We start from the raw sequence: 19,718 nt of genomic DNA, 5'->3' as shown, positions 1-19,718 counted from the left end.
CTGATTTAACAACTATATCCATCTCCAGTGATGGGAAAATTATAATCAGTAAAGATAGAATGATTATTATGATCACCGCTGGTTTCTTGATCAAGAACCTCAATAACCTTGTGATAAATATCTTCCGCTTCTTGGGGTGAATCACCAATACTGGTTAATCCTAATTTACCAAATTGGGAAAGACAACCCATGAGATGAAAAACTGTACCTGTTTCTGTGCCGCTATCAAAATGTAACCTGTGGTGAGCGATAATATCCATTAAGTCATTAGGTAATAATCCCTGATAACTAGGTTTTTGTAAATTATCTGTGGCAATATAATATTTAGGTCTGCCTTGTTGACTATAAAATAATCCAGTGGATAAATCATAACGTCCATTAGTTAGTAATTTTAAAGTCATAAATGGGTGAGTTGTTCCCCCTTTACGAAGATTAATTTCAATGGCTTGAATATCCCATTTACCATGACCTCGATCTACAGTGACAAAATCAACGGCAAATCTTTCTAAAGCTCCTTTTTCCGCTAATTTATTCCCAACTCTTAAACCTAATTCCTGTAATTCACAGCGATAATTTGCATCCGCAGGAAAGCGACAACCTATATAAATTTGTCCGTCAGGTCCGCCTAAAATTTGGTCATGGGTAGAAATAATTTCTACTTCTCCATTGGGTGTAATTCTGCCTTGGACACTGGGAGAATGCTTGATTTCTCCCTCGATAAAAGCTTCCACTATTGCCCCTAATTCAGGAATGCGCCGAGAAAAATTTGCCCAGGTTTCTTGTAAAGATTGAAACCGTAAATGCAGAAAGCGATCGCTAATTGCTGTTACTCTTTGACTATGATCAGCTTTTCCCGGTGCAACATCCATTATTTCCCGTAGATCTAACAGTGCATTCCCTTCCCCAGAAAAACCTTCATTCAACTTAATTACCATTCTTTGTAATGTCGGTTGACGTTCCCACAAATCAGCCGCAACATTTGCTAAGTCTTCGCAATTTCTGACTAACTCACTACCGTCGGGAAGTGGGACATTACTTTCTTGAAAAATCTGTCTACTGCCGCTCTTTGTTCCCCAAATTTGCAAATCTGGTGCAGCAGCATATAAAGGTACACCCAACTTTAAAGATAATTGCGCTTCCCAAAAAGTGGAATTATAACATACCATGAAAGCTTTATCTAGTCGCAAAGCTTTGTGAATTCTTTCTAATAACCGAGGCCGTTCTAATATTTTTTGACTGAGGGGTTTTAAAGAAGCATCATAGGTAGAAAGTAATAATAAGCGATGACGAGCATGAGAAAAAGGAATGCCCGGAAGTAGTTGCAGATAATAATCAATAATACTAGGATGCAGTGGCATTGATGTCACATAAATTAACCTAGTCCGGGGATTTCTTAACCGCATTAATGAAAAAAGTAATCTTTCTTCATAATGCTCACATCCTTCTATCTTGAGTAATTCTCCTTGATCTATACTCAAGGAAGGAATAATTAAAATATCCGCTTCACTATTGTCGAATAATTCGCTAGTTTGCCAGCGATCGCGTAATGTTAATTGTAAATTCCGAAATTTATCAACTTCTTGTAAATCATCAATATTTAATGTCACCATATCCCCATCCCAATATTATTTTTTTATTTTACTTCCCTATTTAATATATACCCCAAGGGAGAGTGTAAATTAAGATTAAGCTGCATAGAATAAAATTTCGGGACTTATTGACCGCCGATAAAGACGGATGAATTCATGGATTTCATAATTCTGTGTAACCTCACATAAAATTGGTATTAAACTTTGCGCCTTTGCTTCTTGGCGCAAAGCATAATTCATGCTGTCATTATGCAATATCACTCTGTGAATACGGCAAAATATAAAAACTTCCAGAAGAACGAAAAAAGTTAGGAAATGTGTACTGGATTAAGACGCGGTATACTGTATCTGCATTAATTCTTAACTCAATTACCCATGACTCAAACATTAGACTTCATTAGAGTTTCTCCACCAGCAGGAAAAACACCAGATGCTTTAATCGTCACTTTACATGGTTGGGGTGCAAATGCCCAAGATGTTGCATCTTTGATTCCTTATGTCAATTTACCTGATTACGAATTTCTCCTCCCCAATGCTCCCTATCCTTATCCTTATGCTGATACGGGTAAGGCATGGTATGATCTGCGGACAGAAAATATGTATGATGGATTAACCCAAAGTAAACAACTACTCATAGATTGGTTGCTCTCTTTAGAAAGTAATACGGGTGTACCGTTATCACGCACAATTTTGAGCGGATTTTCTCAAGGTGGGGCAATGACTTTAGATGTAGGATTAAGCTTACCCTTGGCTGGATTAGTAGTGATGAGTGGCTATTTACATCCTACTGTGGCAACGCTGAATCAAGGCAATTTTCCGCCGACATTAATCATGCACGGTACAAGGGATGAAGTTGTTCCCCTGCAAGCGGCGATTAAGTCCAGAGAAATGGCACAATCTCTAGGCGTAGCTGTGGAGTATCATGAATTTGCAACGGGACATGAAATTAATTTACAAATGTTAGAAGTGCTACGAACTTTTGTTCTTAACACAATTGGTTAGGTTTAGTTACAAAAATTTTCCAAATTCTGGTAAAAATCACAAGAATTTTTACAAATTTCATGCTCGTTAATGAGTAAGATAGAACAGGTGGAAGCAACTCCACCCTAAGCTGAATGTAAGCGCTGCAAAAGGGAGGGGCAAGCATTATGAAAACTCTAAGCATTTCCAAAACAGAAATTTCTGCTATGACGACAACAGAGGTAAGGGATTTGGCTACACGTCTGGAACTAGATAATTATAGTAATGCTTTTGAGGGTTTGAATGATTGGCATCTACTGCGGGCGATCGCTTTTCAGCGTCCAGAGTTAGTTGAAGCCTATATCCACCTCTTAGATTTAGAAGCTTACGACGAAGCCTAAAGATTGTAGGGAAAAATTCAGGAGTCGCTCAGGGTTTAGCCATGCTAAATCCTGATCTTGCTTGCATAATTTAATTTAGATGCGTTTTGCTTCGATAGCCAATTTAATAAAACTTTTACTACCAAGTGAAATTACTGTTCATAAGTCGTTGGAAATTCTATTCAATCAACGCCCAGATAATTTATTTGGTATTATGATTTAATGATATCTAATTCTGCCTAAGTAAATTTTTAGTAGCATTTGTCATAATGGAAACAAATAAACTCAATAATCAACAGATGGAATTGCTAGATCAAGAAGATGATTTAGATGATGATTCTAATTTTGAACAAGATGATGGTGATGAAAATTTAGAACCATTTGATCCAACACAGATTAGGGTTAAAACCAAACCTATGACAATGGATCTACTACTTAAAAGAATTGAATATGATGAGATTGATTTAGCACCTGATTTTCAGCGACAATCTGATATTTGGACTACTAAAGCTAAAAGTCGCTTAATTGAATCTCTTTTAATTCGGATTCCACTACCAGCATTTTATATAGATGCAACAGATGATGATAAATGGATTATTGTAGATGGTTTACAAAGAATTCATACGTTTAAAAAATTTATTCTTGATAAAGAACTTACATTAACTGACTTGCAATATCTTACAGATTTAAACAACAAAAAATATAATGATTTACCTCGTCATTATCAAAGACGAATAGATGAAACAGAATTAACAGTTTATTTAATTGAACCTGGAACTCCTAAAAAAGTCAAATATAATATTTTTGACAGAGTTAACACAGGAGGATTACCTCTTAATCCTCAAGAACTACGTCAAGCTATGAATCCGGGTAAACCGATAAAAATTCTCAAAAATCTTGCTAATTTACCAGAATTTAAAAGAGTAATAAATCTAAGTCCAAAGAAGAAGAAACGTATGGATGACCATGAATTTATACTTGGCTTTCTAGCTTTTTCTTTAACTACTTATGAACATTATCCAGAAAAAGAAGGACGGAAATATTTTTTGAATGAAGCTATAAATCAACTAAATACAATAGACTATAATTTGATAGAAACCATAGTCAATAAATTTACTATAGCAATGCAAGCAGCTTACAATATTTTTGGAAATACTGCTTTTCGTAAATCATCAAGTTCTCCTGTTAATAAATCTCTTTTTGAAGCATGGTCAGTTACTTTAAGTAAATTAAACTCACAAGAAATTAATATATTGATTAATCAAAAAGAATTATTAAAAGAAAAGTTTATCCAAAAAATGCAAGAAGATAGTGATTTTAATAAATCCATATCTCAAGCTGCTAATAAAGTTCAATATCGGTTTGAACAAATTAATCAAATAGTTCAAGAGGTCTTATCATGCTAAATTCTTTAACTTTAAAAAATTTTAAACCATTTGAAAATCAGTCTTTTTGTTTAAAGCCATTAACTCTACTGACTGGCTTAAATAGCACTGGTAAATCGTCCGTATTGCAATCTCTATTACTATTACGTCAATCTTCTCAGCAGGATGATTTATTAGATAGGGTAGGTTTAGCATTAAACGGTGATTTAGTATCTATAGGTACTGGACAAGATGTACTTTTCAAGAGAGCTAAAGAGGATGTAATAACTTTAAAAGTTGGCATGAATAATGATATTAAAGGTACTTGGACTTTTGATTGTGATCGACAATCAGATATAATGCGAATATCTACATTGTCAATTGCTGATGGATCAGTTTATAACTCAGGACTTTTTAACGATAACTTTCATTACCTAAAAGCAGAAAGAATCGCGCCTAGAAATTATTTCCAAATGTCCGATTTTAAAGTTAGACAACATCAACAAATTGGCAGTCAAGGTGAATTTACTCCTCATTTCTTATATATAAATGAATATAAAAAAATTCCACATAGTCAACTATCGCATCCATTAGCACAGTCTGATAGTTTAAAAAGTCAAGTTGAAGCCTGGTTAGGAGAAATTAGTCCTGGAACAAGAGTTGATATAGAACTACATTCAGCAATGGATGTAGTAAATTTACAGTATTCCTATGAAGATAATAATTCTTATCGTTCAACTAATGTAGGTTTCGGAATTACCTATATTTTACCGATTATTGTAGCCATATTGTCTGCTACTTCAGATACATTGATTTTGTTAGAAAATCCAGAAGCTCATCTTCATCCTAGAGGACAATCTAAAATGGGAGAATTAATTGCATTAGCAGCAAATTGTGGTATTCAAATAATCTTAGAAACTCATAGTGATCATATTCTCAATGGTATTCGTAAAGCAGTATGTTATCATAAACTAGATGCTGAGAAAGTGCAAATTAACTACTTTGAAAGATATTTAAAAAAAGGACAACCAACAACAGATATCATTACACCTCGAATTTATCCAGATGGAGGAATTGATAAATGGCCGGATGGTTTTTTTGATCAAGCTGAGAAGGATTTAATGGAGTTATTATAAATGCACTTTTTGATTAATGAGCTTGCTTTTATTGCACAAGCTACCAATGATTATGAAGCTGATGAATTAATGAAAAATATTTTAGAAATTATTCAAGAAATCAGTGTTCTTCAAAATGGTGATCCTATCCAAACTCATAGTAGTTTTTATTCTCAAAAATTATCTTCAAATTTAACATTACAGGAATGGTTTTCTACTAAAATTAAATCGCAAAAAACGAATCAACAAACAATAGCAAAGATTTTACTTAGACTTTTAAGGAACGGTCCGTTTGTGGATTTACAAAATTTATTAAATGATTGTAAATGTCACTATCAAAAACAAGATGTTTCATCGAGTTCATTAGCAGGTGCTGCTCAACTTCAAGGAATATTAATTAGTTTACAAAATAATCCTGATTTTATTCAAGAAAATATTGAAGTTGAATTTCAAGAAGGTACAAGTTCGCTAGAAAATAGAAGCATAAAAAATTTAACTGAAATTAAACAAGCTAGAAAAATATATCCTCGTTATAAACTTCATTCTAAACATGATCCTAAAGGATATTGGGAAAATGCTACTCCTATGAATTTAACAGATAAAGAAGCTCAAAAAGTTTTAAATATTTCTGTGGGGAATAGTAATGAAAATAGTGAAAAACGTTATGGATTTCATAAAGAAACAGATCAATTCTATGTGTTTCATTCAGATAATACTTTTGATGAACAGGGTTATCCTACCTATCATGGATTTCCGATTACTGAAAATCAAGTTCCTCCTAAAATACTAATTAAAATAAAGAGATAATGCCATCATCTATAAATCCCCAATCAAAAAGAGTCCTAATTGCTATAGGCGGTGGTATCGCCGCCTATAAAGTTTGTGAATTGGTTTCTACACTGTTTAAGTCTGGGCTAGAAGTGCGAGTTATTCTCACTAAATCTGCTCAAAAATTTATTACTCCTTTAACTTTAGCCACTCTATCCCGTCATCAAGCTTATATAGATGATGATTTTTGGCAACCAATTTATGCTCGTCCATTACATATTGAGTTGGGTGAATGGGCTGATTTGATTGTGATTGCGCCTTTAACTGCTAATACTTTAGCTAAGTTAGCTTATGGTATGGCAGATAATTTACTAACAAATACAGTCCTCGCTTCTACCTGTCCCGTATTGTTAGCACCAGCCATGAACACAGATATGTGGGAACAGGTGGCGGTACAAAGAAATTGGCGGCAGCTATTGACAGATAGTAGATTTTATGGTATGGAAACTGGTTCTGGTTTATTGGCGTGCGATCGCATTGGTGCTGGTAGAATGGCAGAAGCCGCCGAAATATTTGTTTATATTCAATCTTTATTACACACCCAAGGAAACAGAGATTTAGCAGGGAAACAGGTTTTAATCAGTGCTGGGGGAACGCGAGAATATTTAGATCCGGTGCGATTTATTGGCAATCCCTCAACTGGTAAAATGGGTTTAGCATTGGCACAGGCAGGACTGCACCGAGGCGCAAAAGTAATATTAGTCCATTGTCCAGCAAGTTGGGATGTACCTTTGGGAGTAGAAGCAATTGCAGTTGTGAGTGCAGAGGAAATGCAGCAGGTAATGTTCAAGCATTTAACCAATGCAGATATAATTATCATGTCAGCCGCAGTTGCAGACGTAAAGCCTAGAGATTATAGTAACGAAAAATTGCCCAAGCGATCGCTTCCCGAAAATCTTCCTCTAGCAGCAGTACCGGATATTGTTGCTGAAATCGGAAATCGCAAACAACCCCATCAATATTTAATTGGTTTTGCAGCACAAACTGGAGATATTATTACTCCTGCGAGAGAGAAATTGCAAAGGAAGAAATTAGATGCGATTGTAGCGAATCCTATTGATAAAGTTGATAGTGGTTTTGGGAGTGATAATAATCAAGCGGTGTTTTTAGATAGGTCAGGAAGAGAGATAGAAATTCCGGCTTGTTCTAAGTTGGAAATGGCGCATTATTTATTTGATTTTGTTGTTTAATGGAATAAAATCACATTTTTATTTTTACTAGGATTTTTGAATATGACTGTGCATTTACCTGAAATTGGTATCCCTAGCTTTACAAGAGCAATATCATTACTTGAAGAGTATCCTCAGAACATTGTGGGTAGTTTTTGGGTGATGTGTGGTTATGGATTTAATGATAAAGAAAAAATTCCTGATTGGTGGATTGATAATGTTTTAAAAGACAATCAAGCACAAGGTATTATTGATGGGTTTGAAAAAGGGTATTTTAAAGGAGAATATAATAATCCTTTATATTTAGGATTTTGTATTATTGTTGTTGCAGATTATTCTAATCCTGCTCATTTATCTTATGACATTCAACACCTTAGAATGTGGGAATGTGAGGGAATTGCTTTATTAAGAATAATGGCACTTCATAATATACCCTCCCATACACCATTTTGTTATCCTGATGATTTTTTAAATTATCGTTATGGAAAAGAAAATCCTACTTATCAATATCTTCGAGAAACATTAAATCATTGGTCTGTTCAGGTTTGGGAAGATTACTGTAGTTATTTGATGTCTGTTCATGGTCAAAGGATGTTTTATGACTATTGTAAAAAAATAAATTCTGTTAAAGATGAAGTCCAAGCTACTGTCGAAAAAGGTACTAAACCTTTAGTTTTAACAGAAGGAGAAACTGATGTAATTTATATTAAAACAGCCTTAGAGTTGCTAGGAGAAAAAGAAATTTTAGTACAGGTTGATATTGAATGGGTAGGAATTTCTATAGGTAAAGGAAAAAGTATAAATGCTGGTGATGGTGGATTGAACAATACTAGAGATGTTCTGATTTCTAACCCTAAATTCTTAACTAGAAAAGTATTACTTCTCTATGACTGTGATACTGGTAAATCTAATGAAAATCATGAATTATTGAAAATCAGAAAAATACCTCAACAAAAGAATCGAAAAGTCAAAAAAGGTATTGAAAATCTATTTCCTGATTGTTTATTTACAGAAGAATTTTATGTACAAAAAACCAAATATGGAGAGTATGGAGAAGAAAACCAAATTCAAGAATTTCAAAAAATGAAATTTTGTAAATGGATTTGTGAAGAAAGAAAACAGGCTGATGATTTTGTTGATTTTAAGATCATTATTGATTTTATCAAAGATTGTTTAGGAACACTTATTTATTGAAGCTGTAATTAATCAATGTTGGGTTTCATTTTATTCAACCCAACCTACATCAATGTAAAAATTACGCCACTTTCAAAAAATTGCCTAAAACTTGCGGTTCGGGAAGCAGTTCACCATCTTCTAAACATGACTCAATCAACATTTCTAAGACTTCCTGACCATTTTTTAAAGCTTCTTCGTAAGTTTCGCCATGAGTACAAGGCTGCATTACATTAGTAAAATCAGGTAATAAAACTACATAACATTTATCTTCTTCAGACCATTGAATAATTATTGTATATTTCATTCTTTTGGTTTCTCCTGTTCATCTGCTTCAATCTTTTTTAGTTCTGCTAATGCTTCCGTTACCTGCTTTTCTAAATAGAGTTTAGCATCATTGCTGTCTTTACCTGCAATAATAATAGCTTGTGATAATTTTGGATGTATCCATTTGCTATGACTTCCCTTGGCAGGTTTATAAGCAAACCCAGCCTGTAACAATAAACTTTTCAAGTCTCTAATTTTCTTTGGCATATCTGCTGAGAATTTTGATTAAAATTCAGGTCTTTTGATTGTATTGGGATCAAGATTTACTTCATCATCCTCATCTACATCTATACCATCCTCTGGCATTAAAGGCCCGAAACTACTACGAGTTGGAAGTTCGGGTAAACCTCCTAACATAGCAATTGCTTCTATTAATAAATCAATGCTCTCAACATCACGATGTTTTTGTACAACACGCACAGAGTGAGATATTACACGCAACCCTCCGCGCAAACGATCAACATCACGAGCTAAACCTAATAGACTTTGAAAATCCTGTTCTTCAAGAATGCGGTATTGTCCAGTTTTAGTATTTAATGTGGCAACTGTCCCACTTTTTACAGATTCAAGAGCTTTTCCACCTTCTGTGCGAAACTTTTCAAAGGATGGCCAATTAGGACCATTTTGCAAATTAAGTGATTTTTCTACTGTAATTGCCATATTTATATTTTCCACCCACTGTCCTTTCGTGTCGTCCCGATTCTAGCTTATTTTCTTTGGAAATACATTGGTATTTCGTTGTGTAACTGTGGGTCATAAATAAACACTATATTTGCGTAGACAAATCACACGCCATTTTTTTAAGCCCGATTGTGCATTTTTGTGAGACTTATAACGATGTAAGTAGGTTGGCGTTGAAAATTGTCGTTATGGCAAGGCAAAAGGCAAGAGGCAAGAGGCAAGAGTGAAGAAGTTTTCAGCGATTTTACGTTTCTTTACACAGTTTGGTTTTATTGTGTCCACCTACTTAGTAGGTCAAGATTTAGAATGGTGCATTACACTACAAAGCATAATACAGTAAATTTAACAATCCAAAATAGGATAACCGATGAAAAAAATATTTCTAAAATGGCAACGTCAAACTAGAAAACTGGGATTTTTAGCAGCTATGATGGCCGTGAGTATGGTTGCTTTCATGATGCTATCATTCCCCCTAAATGCTCAAATTCCTAAATCCACAGAATTACGAGGAGTATGGTTAACAAATATTGATAGTGATGTTTTATTTGAAAGTAATCGTCTAAAACAAAGTTTACGAACATTACATCAACTCAACTTTAACACCGTTTATCCCGCTGTCTGGAATTGGGGATATACCCTTTATCCTAGCAAAGTCGCAGCCAAAGTCATTGGTAAATCAGTTGACCCTACCCCCGGACTCCAAAAACGGGATATGCTCAAAGAAGTAATATCTGAGGGTCATAAACAAAATTTAACAGTGATTCCCTGGTTTGAATTTGGCTTTATGGCACCTGCTGATTCACTTTTAGCTAAAAATCGTCCTACTTGGTTGACAAACCGCAGAGATGGCACAAAAATAGTCAAAGAAGGAACACATAACCGAGTTTGGTTAAATCCCTTTCGTCCCGAAGTGCAACAATTTATCCAAGATTTGATTGTAGAAATAGTTAAAAACTATAATATTGATGGGATTCAATTTGATGACCATTTCGGATTACCATCAGAACTAGGATATGATGCCTACACCACAGCATTATACAAAAAAGAACACCAAGGTAAACTTCCTCCCGCAGACTTCAAAGATCCAGAATGGGTAAATTGGAGAGCGAACAAAATTACCGAATTTATGAAGCGAGTCTTTACAGCAATTAAAGCAAATAAAAAAGATTGTATCGTTTCCGTTGCGCCTAATCCCCAGCGTTTTTCCTACGAATACTTCCTTGCAGATTGGCAGAAATGGGAAAGAATGGGAATAGTTGAAGACCTAGTTATACAGATTTATCGCAATGATTTAAACGTCTTTATCAACGAATTAGAATATCCAGAAGTCAAACAAGCCCAAACTCATATTCCCGTCAGCATTGGCATTTTAAGTGGGTTAAAAAATCGCTCAATTTCAATGGAACAAATCAAAACCCAAATAGAAAAAGTGCGAGAGCGAAAATTTGCCGGCGTTTCCTTCTTCTTCTACGAAACCCTCTGGAACATGAGCCAAGAAAAACCCCAACAACGCCAACAAACATGGCACAAAATCTTCCCCACACCCACCAATTACCCCAACCTATTAGCAAATTGGAAACCCTCGAAAATTGCTAATTGATAATATCTCGTTCCCAGTCTCCGACTGGGAATGCTATTAAGAGGCTCTGCCTCTTTTTTCATTGAAGGCAGAGCCTTCTGTAATTCTTTCCCACACAGAGTATGGGAACGAGATAATTGTAACCCACATTCCACACAGAGTATGGGAACGAGATAATTCTTCTATTCCTAACTACCGATACCCAAACGCCCAGCCAAAGCCGGAGTTAAAGGTAAAAGAGTAGCAATCATCAAAAACAAAGCCAAAAGACATAAAGCCGCCCTAGCATCATCTGGTTCACTAATTTCATTCAAACTGGGGCGCTCTAAATCGCGTTGTAAAAACAAAATCACAATTGCCCAATACATCGCCAAAGGATTACCTAATGATACGATAGCCAGTAAAACTATCGTGGCAAAAGTGGTTCTTCCTGCGGTTTTGCGTCCATAAATCGCTTGGACAATTCGCCCCCCGTCTAGTTGTCCAGCGGGCATTAAATTCAACGCAGTGATAACTAATCCCAACCAACCAATAATTACCAAAGGATGAATATTCACCACCGGAGATTGTAAAGCCGAACCAAGGACAACCCGTGCCAAACTACCGACTAAAATTGAACCTTGGAAAAACTGATTGGGTAATTGGAATAAACTCCCTGGGTGAGAAAGTAGCAACCCTATCACCAGTAATAACAAAGAAGTAATCCCCCCAAAAGCGGGTCCTGCCAAAGCAATATCAAATAAGGCTTTACGGCTAGGGACAAGGGATTCAAACCTAGTAATTGCCCCAAAAGAACCAATTTGCACCGCTGGTAAAAAGAACGGCCAACTTAATTTAACTTGGTGACGACGCGCTAACAACCAATGTCCAACTTCATGAGAGATCAAAATTACCGATAAACCCAAAGCAATAGGTAAAGCTTCTGCAAAGCGTTCAGGGTTACTAAATAAATCGAAATTCTGTAATATACCTCCCACCTCCAAGCTAGTAGCGATAGTTGCTATAAACAAAATCACTGCAAAAGCTTTTTGTGCTAACTGGGCGCGTTGGGGGTCAGTGCGGCTAGGGAGAATAATGATAACAGGTTTGCCGTCAGTATTTTCTACCAAAAATAGGCGATATTTATCTTCTAAGCGTTCCTGTAAACTTTTTGTTAGTCGGTTATGAACCGCTTCTGGTTCTCCCCGCAAATTGCCTTTAAAAACCACTCCTTCTTGGTAGGGAATAGTTTCTGTGGCAAAAAATGTGTCAATGCCGAAAATGCCTCTAATCAGGCTTAAATCTGCTTCGGGTATGGGCGTTGGTTCTAATTGTAGTTCTGGGACTGTAACGGAACTATCTTTATCACCTTGGGCTGCAAGTCGCTCTGTTGCTCGTTGCTTGAGAATAGCATCTTGACCGGCTTCCCGTAATTTTCTGCCGAGGAAAATATACAATCCAGCGGAAGCTACCACCAAGGACAAGATACCAACAATATTGATATAAATCCCAGCGGCAAATAATCCAAAGAACAAAAGCCAGGGAGTCATTAAGACAACTGATTGTAACCAGGCTAGGATGCCTAGTTTACCAAAAGGTCTGGCACGATAAAAGCCCCAGCCTAAAATGCCGGACGCTATCAGCACAATGGCTGCAATTATAGGAGTTTCCGATGAAGTAAACATCTCTAAACCTTTGCTATTGAGACCGAAGCTAGTACAAGTCCGGTTTTCTATACACTATTCATCATAACTTTGTTTGGATTCTGCCCGAATTATCCAGTTTTCTGAGGTTAAAGCCCTAATTATTTTAGATGATTTTTATGTGAGGCGGCACAGAATCATCAAATTCATTCATCCGCGTTTATCTGCGTTCATCTGCGTTTAATTATCTTATAAATCTGATTCCATGCAGTTTCATCTTAATTTGGTATGAACTTTTAACACCCTTTCGGTAAAATGTTCTTCACAGAAAGCAATTTAGTCCAAAGGAATCTGGGAAATTATGGCGCGTTTAGCCCTGCTGAGTGTATCTAATAAAACTGGTGTAATTGATTTAGCCCGGAGTTTGGTTGAAGAATTTGGCTTTGATATTATCAGCAGTGGGGGAACAGCCAAAACCCTGAAAGATGCCGGCATACCAGTTACTAAGGTTTCTGATTATACGGGTTCACCGGAAATTTTAGGCGGTCGGGTGAAAACTCTTCATCCTCGCATTCATGGGGGGATTTTAGCACGGCGAGATGTGGCTCAAGATGTCACGGATTTGGAAAATAATCAAATTCGTCCCATTGATTTGGTGGTAGTTAATCTTTATCCTTTTGCGGAAACTATTGCTAAACCAGGTGTGACTCTAGCAGACGCGGTGGAACAAATTGATATTGGTGGCCCGGCTATGTTAAGGGCTTCTTCCAAAAATTACGCCCATTTGACGGTATTATGTGATCCTGCCCAATATGGTGAGTATTTGCAAGAATTACGCCAAAATGGAGCAGCATCTTTAGAGTTTCGGCAAAAATGCGCCTTAAAGGGATTTTTACATACTGCTAGTTATGATAATGCCATAGCATCTTATTTAGCTGGCACACAAGCACAAGAATTTACCATCTCCGGTACACAACTCCAATCTTTGCGTTATGGAGAAAATCCTCACCAACCCGCAGCATGGTATCAAACGGGAAGTGAAGCTACAGGTTGGGCAGCAGCGACAAAACTGCAAGGTAAGGAACTCAGTTATAATAATTTGGTAGATTTGGAAGCTGCACGGCGGATAATTGCTGAATTTACAACCAGTCCTGCGGCGACAATTATCAAACATACTAATCCCTGTGGAACTGCGGAAGCAGATACAATTTTTGACGCTTATCAAAAAGCCTTTAATGCTGATTCTGTCTCGGCTTTTGGGGGAATTGTGGCTTTAAATCGTCCTATTGATGCAGCGACAGCGACGGAATTAACGAAGACGTTTTTAGAGTGCGTGGTTGCTCCTGGTTGTGACGAGGAAGCTCAGGAAATTTTAACTAAAAAAGGCAATGTCCGAGTTTTGATTTTACCAGATTTGCTGACTGGACTAAAGGAAACGGTGAAAGCTGTAGCTGGTGGTTTTTTAGTCCAATCTGCTGATGATATCATTGCTGATCCTAGTCAATGGCAAGTTGTCACTGAACGTCAACCTACTCCCTGGGAGTTAGCAGAATTACTGTTTGCTTGGAAAGTTTGCAAGCACGTTAAATCTAATGCTATCGTCATTGCGAGCGATCGCACAACTTTAGGTGTCGGGGCTGGACAAATGAACCGTGTCGGTTCGACAAAAATCGCTCTCGAACAAGCTGGGGAAAAAGCCCAAGGAGCATTCCTCGCTAGTGACGGCTTCTTCCCCTTCGATGATACCGTCAGAGCAGCCGCAGCAGCCGGAATCACTGCCATTGTCCAACCCGGAGGCAGTCTCAAGGATAAGGATTCTATCAAAGCCGCAAATGAACTCGGTTTATTAATGGTTCTAACTGGTGTACGCCACTTTTTGCATTAGGTAATGGGTAATTGGTAAAAATCTTGTTCCCTCTTGCCTCTTGCCTGTTCCAAACAATTTCTAAAATTGTTGTCTAGGGTACTTGCCATTTTCAGAAAAGGGTGATAAATTAGATTTGTGTGTGAGGAGCAAGTTTAAAAAACGTCTGGGGTGGAAACACGGCAACACTCCCAGGCGTTTTTTAATGGGAATAAAAATTTTCTGACAATAAATAATCAGCAACAAGCTAGAAATATTTGGTAAAACACTTTTAATTTTTACTTATACCAAATTAAGATGAGACTGCATAGAAGAGAATTTTAAGAATAATTAAACGCAGATAAACGCAGATGAACGCGGATAAATATAGATGATAATTATTCTGTGCTGATTTATATATAATTAGTATTATGCGGTTACTATTAGTTGAAGATGAACATGATTTAGGGAGTGGTATTCATAATGCTCTTATTCAACGCGATTATATAGTAGATTGGGTGGAAGATGGAGAGACTGCTTGGGATTATTTGCAGACAATACCTCAAAGATATGAAATTGCGATTTTAGATTGGATGTTACCAAAGTTGTCAGGATTGGAACTGTGTAAAAGATTAAGAGCGCAAAAAAATCAATTACCAATTATGTTATTAACAGCTAGAGATAGCATGAATGATCGTGTTACGGGTTTAGATGCAGGTGCAGATGATTATCTTGTGAAACCTTTTGGTATGGAAGAATTATTGGCGCGGGTAAGAGCATTACAAAGAAGATTACCAAATTTTCAACCACCACAATTACAAGTAGGTTCTTTAATTTTAGATTATAGTAATTTTTCAGTTGTGAATTTAGCAGCGGAAAATTCTTCACCAATTATCCTCACAGCTAAAGAATTTCAACTTTTAGAATATTTTATGCAACATCCTCAGCAAATATTAACTCATGACCAAATTCGCGCTAGATTGTGGGATTTTGAAAGTGATACTGTGAGTAATGTTGTTGCTGCACAAGTAAGATTACTAAGACGCAAATTATCAGAATGTGGTTTTTCTAAAGCAATTGAAACTATCCGAGGTTTTGGTTATCGTTTTTGTGGATAGTGCATAAGATAAGAATACTAATTAAATGAACCACGAAGCAGCGTTAGCGAAGCGTTCCGAAGGAAAGGACACGAAGGAAGAAAGGAAGAAGATAGGTAAAATCCAAAGTTGGATACCTAATAATTCACTATTCAATTATTCTCGGTTAAAATTAGCCCTTACCTATGCTGGTGTGATGGGATCAACTTTATTACTATGTGGTTGCATCGCTCACAGTGTCATGATACAAGCTTTTACTCGCACAGTTGATCGAGAATTGGAAGTTTTTGGTAAGGTATTTCAAGATCAATTAAAAACAGAGTTAAAAATTCCTGGAGAATTATCTATTACTACTCAAAAATCTTTACCAGGACTTTGTTTAAAGCAACAATCTTGTTTACCCATTAAATCAGAATCAGATTTACTGAATTTATTAGCAGAAGGATATTATCTGAGATTTTTAACACTATCAGGAGAAGCAACTGCTGCGATTGGTAATAATCCAGATGAATTTCCCGATAATATTCACCTCAATCATTCTTATGATATCAAAAATCGTCATGGTGAACTATATCATTTACATTTAATGCCCTTAAAAATCAACAATAATCAATTATGGGGATATTTACAAGTTGGACGAACTGTACAACGATTAAATGATTATATGAATAGTTTACATTGGTTATTAGGATTGGGTATTCCCTCTTCTATGATCATTATTGGTGGTGCAGGTTGGTGGTTAGCAGGTTTAGCTATGCAGCCAATTGAAAAATCATATCAACAATTACAACAATTTACCGCTGACGCAGCACATGAATTAAGAACTCCTATTACATCTTTACAAACAATTATCGAAACAAATTCAATTAACCCAGAAACTCAAAAAGCATTGAAGAGACAAATTAAAAGATTAGTAACATTAACACAGGATTTGTTATTATTATCTAGATTAGAAAGTGGATTACAAGAAGCCAAGTTACAGCAAATTTGTCTGAATGATTTAGTTGCAGATGTAGAAGAAGAATTAATGCCAATGGCTATGGATGCACAAGTTTTATTATCTAGTCATATTCCTGATCAATCTGATTTCTATATTCACGGTAATGAAAGTCAAATTTATCGAATGTTGTTGAATTTAGTTGGTAATGCCATTAAATACACTCCTGAATCTGGGGAAGTAAATATTCATCTGACAACTAATGATCATCAAGGTGTAATTACTATTAAAGATACAGGTATTGGTATTTCTAATTCTGATCTTCCCCACATCTTTGAGCGCTTTTATCGAGTTAATGCAGATCGTTCTCGCAATACTGGTGGTTCGGGATTAGGTTTAGCTATTACTTTAGCTATTGTCCAAACTCACAAAGGTAAATTAGAAGTACAAAGTCATGTAAATAAGGGCAGTACATTTACTGTGATTTTGCCGCTCGTTTCCAAAGTAAACAAGTAACTTCAACTAACATAGATGTAATCATGGCAATAGCGGCGGCCATTGCCCCATTCATGCCCTTGTTAATAGCAAAGGTGGCAATTATTAATAAAGTTCCTGTTCCTAACCAAGTAGATAGATTGACGTGACCTGTGCGATTTTCACTGACTAAAAACCCCTGAGTTGCATTTTGTAAAGCCACAAATAATGGCACAATTGTACAAATTAAAAGTACAGGTTTGATGCTGTTAGCTAAGGTAAGATCATTACCAATGAAACTTTGAACGATGCGATCGCCTATCGGTGTTACACTCATCAATAATAGTAAGCTAGAACAAGCAGCACCGACACTGATAGCAAAACTCAGCAATTGGCGATCGCTCACTTGATGACGATATTTAATCACCATTTGCTGTACCATCCGGGTAGAATTGGCAATTACCAGAACCAGTCCCCAAGCCGCAGACCAAGCAGCAATAGCAATTGTCGAATCTTCAGCGCGGGCAAGAATGCTAATTAATATCGCCCTTCCGCCCCAAACCACCATCATAGAATTAGCTAAAGGTAAATAGAACTTCCACACCTGTGCTAAGTTACGGGGTAAATTAGGTTGTTCTATTTGTGGCGGTAAAGTTGCACCAGAAAGCCGAGCAAAAATTGTTACAGCTATTGCTTCGACAACCACCCCACTGATGAGGGCAAATCCAGCAAGTACACCCCCAGATATGGGCAAGAAAAATCCACCCGTGAGGACTAATGCTAATGTAAATAACCTGAAAATACTGGCTTTTGCCACAGCGCGAGACTGACCATGATAAATTAATAACCCTTGAAAATAACGCCGCCAGGCGATCGCAAATGGCCAACCACCCATTAGTAATAATACTTGACTCACTGTAGTCAACATTGCTGATGGAATGCCCAACAGACTCACCCCGACAAAGTTAAAAATGATCGGTAATCCTAACAAACTCAATAAACAAGTTAATCCTGCACCGACAAATAATGTAAACCGCCATAATGCTTTCCGTGAATCTTGAGAACCAGCTAAAGCATTAGCAGCGTGCAAAATCATAATAATCGGACTTTCAAAAAATATCGCCAAAGATTTAGCAATACCTACAGCCGCTAAGTTATTTTGAGCATCAGGAAGATAAGCCAATGTAGTGGTCATCATCGGATCACCACAGGCCATAGTTACATCACTGAGAGACAAAGGCAAAAATTCCCGCCATAAACTCCCTAAACTAACAGCTTGAGATTGAGTTTCTTTTAATTTCATATCATCACGACCCTATGTGTGCAATAAGCGCAAAAATTCCCGCCATAAACTCTTACTCTTTGCGCCTCTGCGCCTCTGCGTGAGAAAAATTCTCTCTATCACACTTGACTCCTACCGACAATATCCCATGGTACAGGTAGAAGATTCCCAATTGCTGCCATCAAATTGGTATTTTGAAGGATGTTAATTCCTTGTGCTGTTAACCAATCAGCATTGTAAACTGTTTCTAGATAGCGATCGCCCCGATCAGGATTAAGTAGTAACATAGTTTGAGGCTGAGTAAATCTTTGAGTATCTGCTAAAGCTGCGGCCACAATTGCACCAGTGGAAGCACCTAAAAGCATACCTTCCTGTTTAGCCAAAGCATGACAAACAGAAAACGCCAAAGCATCATCCACGCTATAAGCCGCATCTAACACCTGTGGGTCAAAATTGGGGGGAACGAAAGATAAACCCAGTCCAGTCATCTTGTAGGGGTGTCTGGGAGTACCAAAAATTGCTGATCCTGCCACATCTACACCAATAATTCTGGTTTGGGGATAATACTTTTTAAAGTAGCGACTAATACCACCTAATTGTCCGGCTGTGCTAACTCCAATAACAATAGCATCCGGCGCACCACCAAAAGCTTCTTCAATTTCCCGCGCCGTCCAAAGTTCATGGGCATCAGTATTACTAGGATTTTTATGTTGACAAGGATACCAAGAATCAGGAATATTTGCGGCTAATTCCTGAGCCTTTGTCATTCTTGCTACCTGCATCGAACCTTGAGCATCAGCAGCACTTAAAGGCACTTCTACCAATTCTGCGCCGTAGGCATTAAGCATTCTTCGCATGGTGACAGGGGTTTTGGCATCAATCACAATCATTACCCTGTAACCCTTGGTAGCGCCCACAATTGCTAACCCAATACCAAAGTTACCAGAACTAGATTCAATAATTGTCCCACCTGCTCGCAATAAACCCTGTTTTTCGGCTTCATTCACCAGATAAGCCGCATTTTTTTCTTTAATACTACCACCAGGATTACAAGATTCTAGTTTTAAATATAAATGATGTTGTTGACAACTTGGGTGAATTCGATTTAATCGGACAATAGGAACTTTACCTAGTGCGTCCGTCACCGTTGCCAATAGGGGTGATTTTGGCAAGTTGGTTCTGAAGGTTGGGTTTGGAGAGTAAGTAAGCATTGTGATTAGCTCGATACTGTTCATCTCACAAGATGCCAACCCCAGATGAAATAAAGGTGAAATTATCAATGTGAACTACCTACACTT

19 protein-coding genes are annotated in these 19,718 nt (G+C 37.0%); 11 read left to right on the top strand and 8 right to left on the bottom strand.

Annotated elements, in window-relative coordinates:
- Positions 1-5: 5 nt before the first annotated feature.
- Positions 6-1,610: a peptide ligase PGM1-related protein gene (locus FJR37_RS20415; protein WP_168466981.1), complete on the bottom strand. Its 1,605-nt coding sequence runs from the start codon at positions 1,608-1,610 to the stop codon at positions 6-8.
- Positions 1,611-1,685: 75 nt separating this feature from the next.
- Positions 1,686-1,829 carry a hypothetical protein gene (locus FJR37_RS20410; protein WP_168466980.1) on the bottom strand — a complete coding sequence of 48 codons (144 nt, stop codon included), beginning with the start codon at positions 1,827-1,829 and terminating at the stop codon, positions 1,686-1,688.
- 135 nt (positions 1,830-1,964) lie between these two features.
- Here FJR37_RS20410 and FJR37_RS20405 point away from each other — a divergent pair, with 135 nt between their 5' ends.
- The 7 genes from FJR37_RS20405 (at position 1,965) to FJR37_RS20375 (ending at position 8,599) form a co-directional block, all read left to right on the top strand.
- A complete protein-coding gene (locus FJR37_RS20405) occupies positions 1,965-2,591 on the top strand; it encodes an alpha/beta hydrolase (protein WP_168466979.1) in 627 nt (208 codons plus the stop codon).
- Positions 2,592-2,737: 146 nt separating this feature from the next.
- Positions 2,738-2,950, top strand: a complete 213-nt coding sequence (locus FJR37_RS20400) for a DUF2555 domain-containing protein (RefSeq protein WP_027404889.1) — start codon at positions 2,738-2,740, stop codon at positions 2,948-2,950.
- Between the two features lie 248 nt (positions 2,951-3,198).
- A complete protein-coding gene (locus tag FJR37_RS20395; RefSeq protein ID WP_168466978.1) occupies positions 3,199-4,335 on the top strand; it encodes a DUF262 domain-containing protein in 1,137 nt (378 codons plus the stop codon).
- Positions 4,329-5,429 (top strand): DUF3696 domain-containing protein, encoded by a 1,101-nt coding sequence (locus FJR37_RS20390; protein ID WP_168466977.1) that lies wholly within the window; start codon positions 4,329-4,331, stop codon positions 5,427-5,429. The genes FJR37_RS20395 and FJR37_RS20390 overlap by 7 nt, the downstream gene beginning before the upstream one ends.
- The gene (locus FJR37_RS20385) at positions 5,430-6,215 is read left to right on the top strand and encodes a hypothetical protein (protein WP_168466976.1); all 786 of its coding nucleotides are present in this window, start codon (positions 5,430-5,432) and stop codon (positions 6,213-6,215) included.
- Positions 6,215-7,426, top strand: coding sequence for a bifunctional phosphopantothenoylcysteine decarboxylase/phosphopantothenate--cysteine ligase CoaBC (gene coaBC / locus FJR37_RS20380; RefSeq protein ID WP_168466975.1), 1,212 nt, complete (start codon positions 6,215-6,217; stop codon positions 7,424-7,426). Before FJR37_RS20385 ends, coaBC begins: the two co-directional genes overlap by 1 nt.
- A 42-nt stretch (positions 7,427-7,468) precedes the next feature.
- A complete protein-coding gene (locus FJR37_RS20375) occupies positions 7,469-8,599 on the top strand; it encodes a hypothetical protein (protein WP_039201798.1) in 1,131 nt (376 codons plus the stop codon).
- 61 nt (positions 8,600-8,660) lie between these two features.
- Here FJR37_RS20375 and FJR37_RS20370 read toward each other — a convergent pair whose 3' ends face one another.
- From FJR37_RS20370 to FJR37_RS20360, 3 genes are read right to left on the bottom strand one after another with little or no spacing between them, the layout of a single operon-like run.
- Entirely contained in the window at positions 8,661-8,885 is a 225-nt protein-coding gene (locus tag FJR37_RS20370; protein WP_039201799.1) for a type II toxin-antitoxin system HicB family antitoxin, read from the bottom strand.
- Positions 8,882-9,112 (bottom strand): type II toxin-antitoxin system HicA family toxin, encoded by a 231-nt coding sequence (locus FJR37_RS20365; RefSeq protein ID WP_039201800.1) that lies wholly within the window; start codon positions 9,110-9,112, stop codon positions 8,882-8,884. Before FJR37_RS20365 ends, FJR37_RS20370 begins: the two co-directional genes overlap by 4 nt.
- 18 nt (positions 9,113-9,130) lie before the next feature.
- Complete coding sequence (locus FJR37_RS20360; protein WP_039201802.1) at positions 9,131-9,565, bottom strand: hypothetical protein; 435 nt, start codon at positions 9,563-9,565, stop codon at positions 9,131-9,133.
- 388 nt (positions 9,566-9,953) lie between these two features.
- On the opposite strand from FJR37_RS20360, the gene FJR37_RS20355 reads away from it, so the two are divergent.
- The gene (locus tag FJR37_RS20355) at positions 9,954-11,186 is read left to right on the top strand and encodes a glycoside hydrolase family 10 protein (protein WP_039201804.1); all 1,233 of its coding nucleotides are present in this window, start codon (positions 9,954-9,956) and stop codon (positions 11,184-11,186) included.
- A 167-nt stretch (positions 11,187-11,353) separates the two neighbouring features.
- On the opposite strand, the gene FJR37_RS20350 is transcribed toward FJR37_RS20355, so the two are convergent.
- Complete coding sequence (locus FJR37_RS20350) at positions 11,354-12,829, bottom strand: site-2 protease family protein (protein ID WP_168466974.1); 1,476 nt, start codon at positions 12,827-12,829, stop codon at positions 11,354-11,356.
- Positions 12,830-13,148: 319 nt separating this feature from the next.
- On the opposite strand from FJR37_RS20350, the gene purH reads away from it, so the two are divergent.
- The 3 genes from purH to rppB all read left to right on the top strand — a co-directional run bounded on the left by purH (position 13,149) and on the right by rppB (position 17,180).
- Positions 13,149-14,672 (top strand): bifunctional phosphoribosylaminoimidazolecarboxamide formyltransferase/IMP cyclohydrolase, encoded by a 1,524-nt coding sequence (gene purH, locus FJR37_RS20345; protein WP_168466973.1) that lies wholly within the window; start codon positions 13,149-13,151, stop codon positions 14,670-14,672.
- A 389-nt stretch (positions 14,673-15,061) separates the two neighbouring features.
- Entirely contained in the window at positions 15,062-15,748 is a 687-nt protein-coding gene (gene rppA, locus FJR37_RS20340; RefSeq protein ID WP_039201808.1) for a two-component system response regulator RppA, read from the top strand.
- A 25-nt stretch (positions 15,749-15,773) separates the two neighbouring features.
- The gene (gene rppB, locus FJR37_RS20335; protein ID WP_217355348.1) at positions 15,774-17,180 is read left to right on the top strand and encodes a two-component system sensor histidine kinase RppB; all 1,407 of its coding nucleotides are present in this window, start codon (positions 15,774-15,776) and stop codon (positions 17,178-17,180) included.
- Here the strand turns inward: rppB and FJR37_RS20330 are convergent.
- Positions 17,140-18,441 (bottom strand): hypothetical protein, encoded by a 1,302-nt coding sequence (locus FJR37_RS20330; protein WP_168466972.1) that lies wholly within the window; start codon positions 18,439-18,441, stop codon positions 17,140-17,142. The genes rppB and FJR37_RS20330 overlap by 41 nt on opposite strands.
- A 98-nt stretch (positions 18,442-18,539) precedes the next feature.
- Positions 18,540-19,631, bottom strand: a complete 1,092-nt coding sequence (locus tag FJR37_RS20325; RefSeq protein WP_152608876.1) for a cysteine synthase family protein — start codon at positions 19,629-19,631, stop codon at positions 18,540-18,542.
- Positions 19,632-19,718: the final 87 nt, after the last annotated feature.

Origin of the sequence: Aphanizomenon sp. UHCC 0183, from assembly GCF_009712065.1 — a bacterium.
In the GTDB taxonomy this organism is placed as follows: domain Bacteria; phylum Cyanobacteriota; class Cyanobacteriia; order Cyanobacteriales; family Nostocaceae; genus Dolichospermum; species Dolichospermum heterosporum.
Note: the sequence above shows the minus strand (reverse complement) of the source record. Positions and strands in the feature narration are given on the sequence as shown.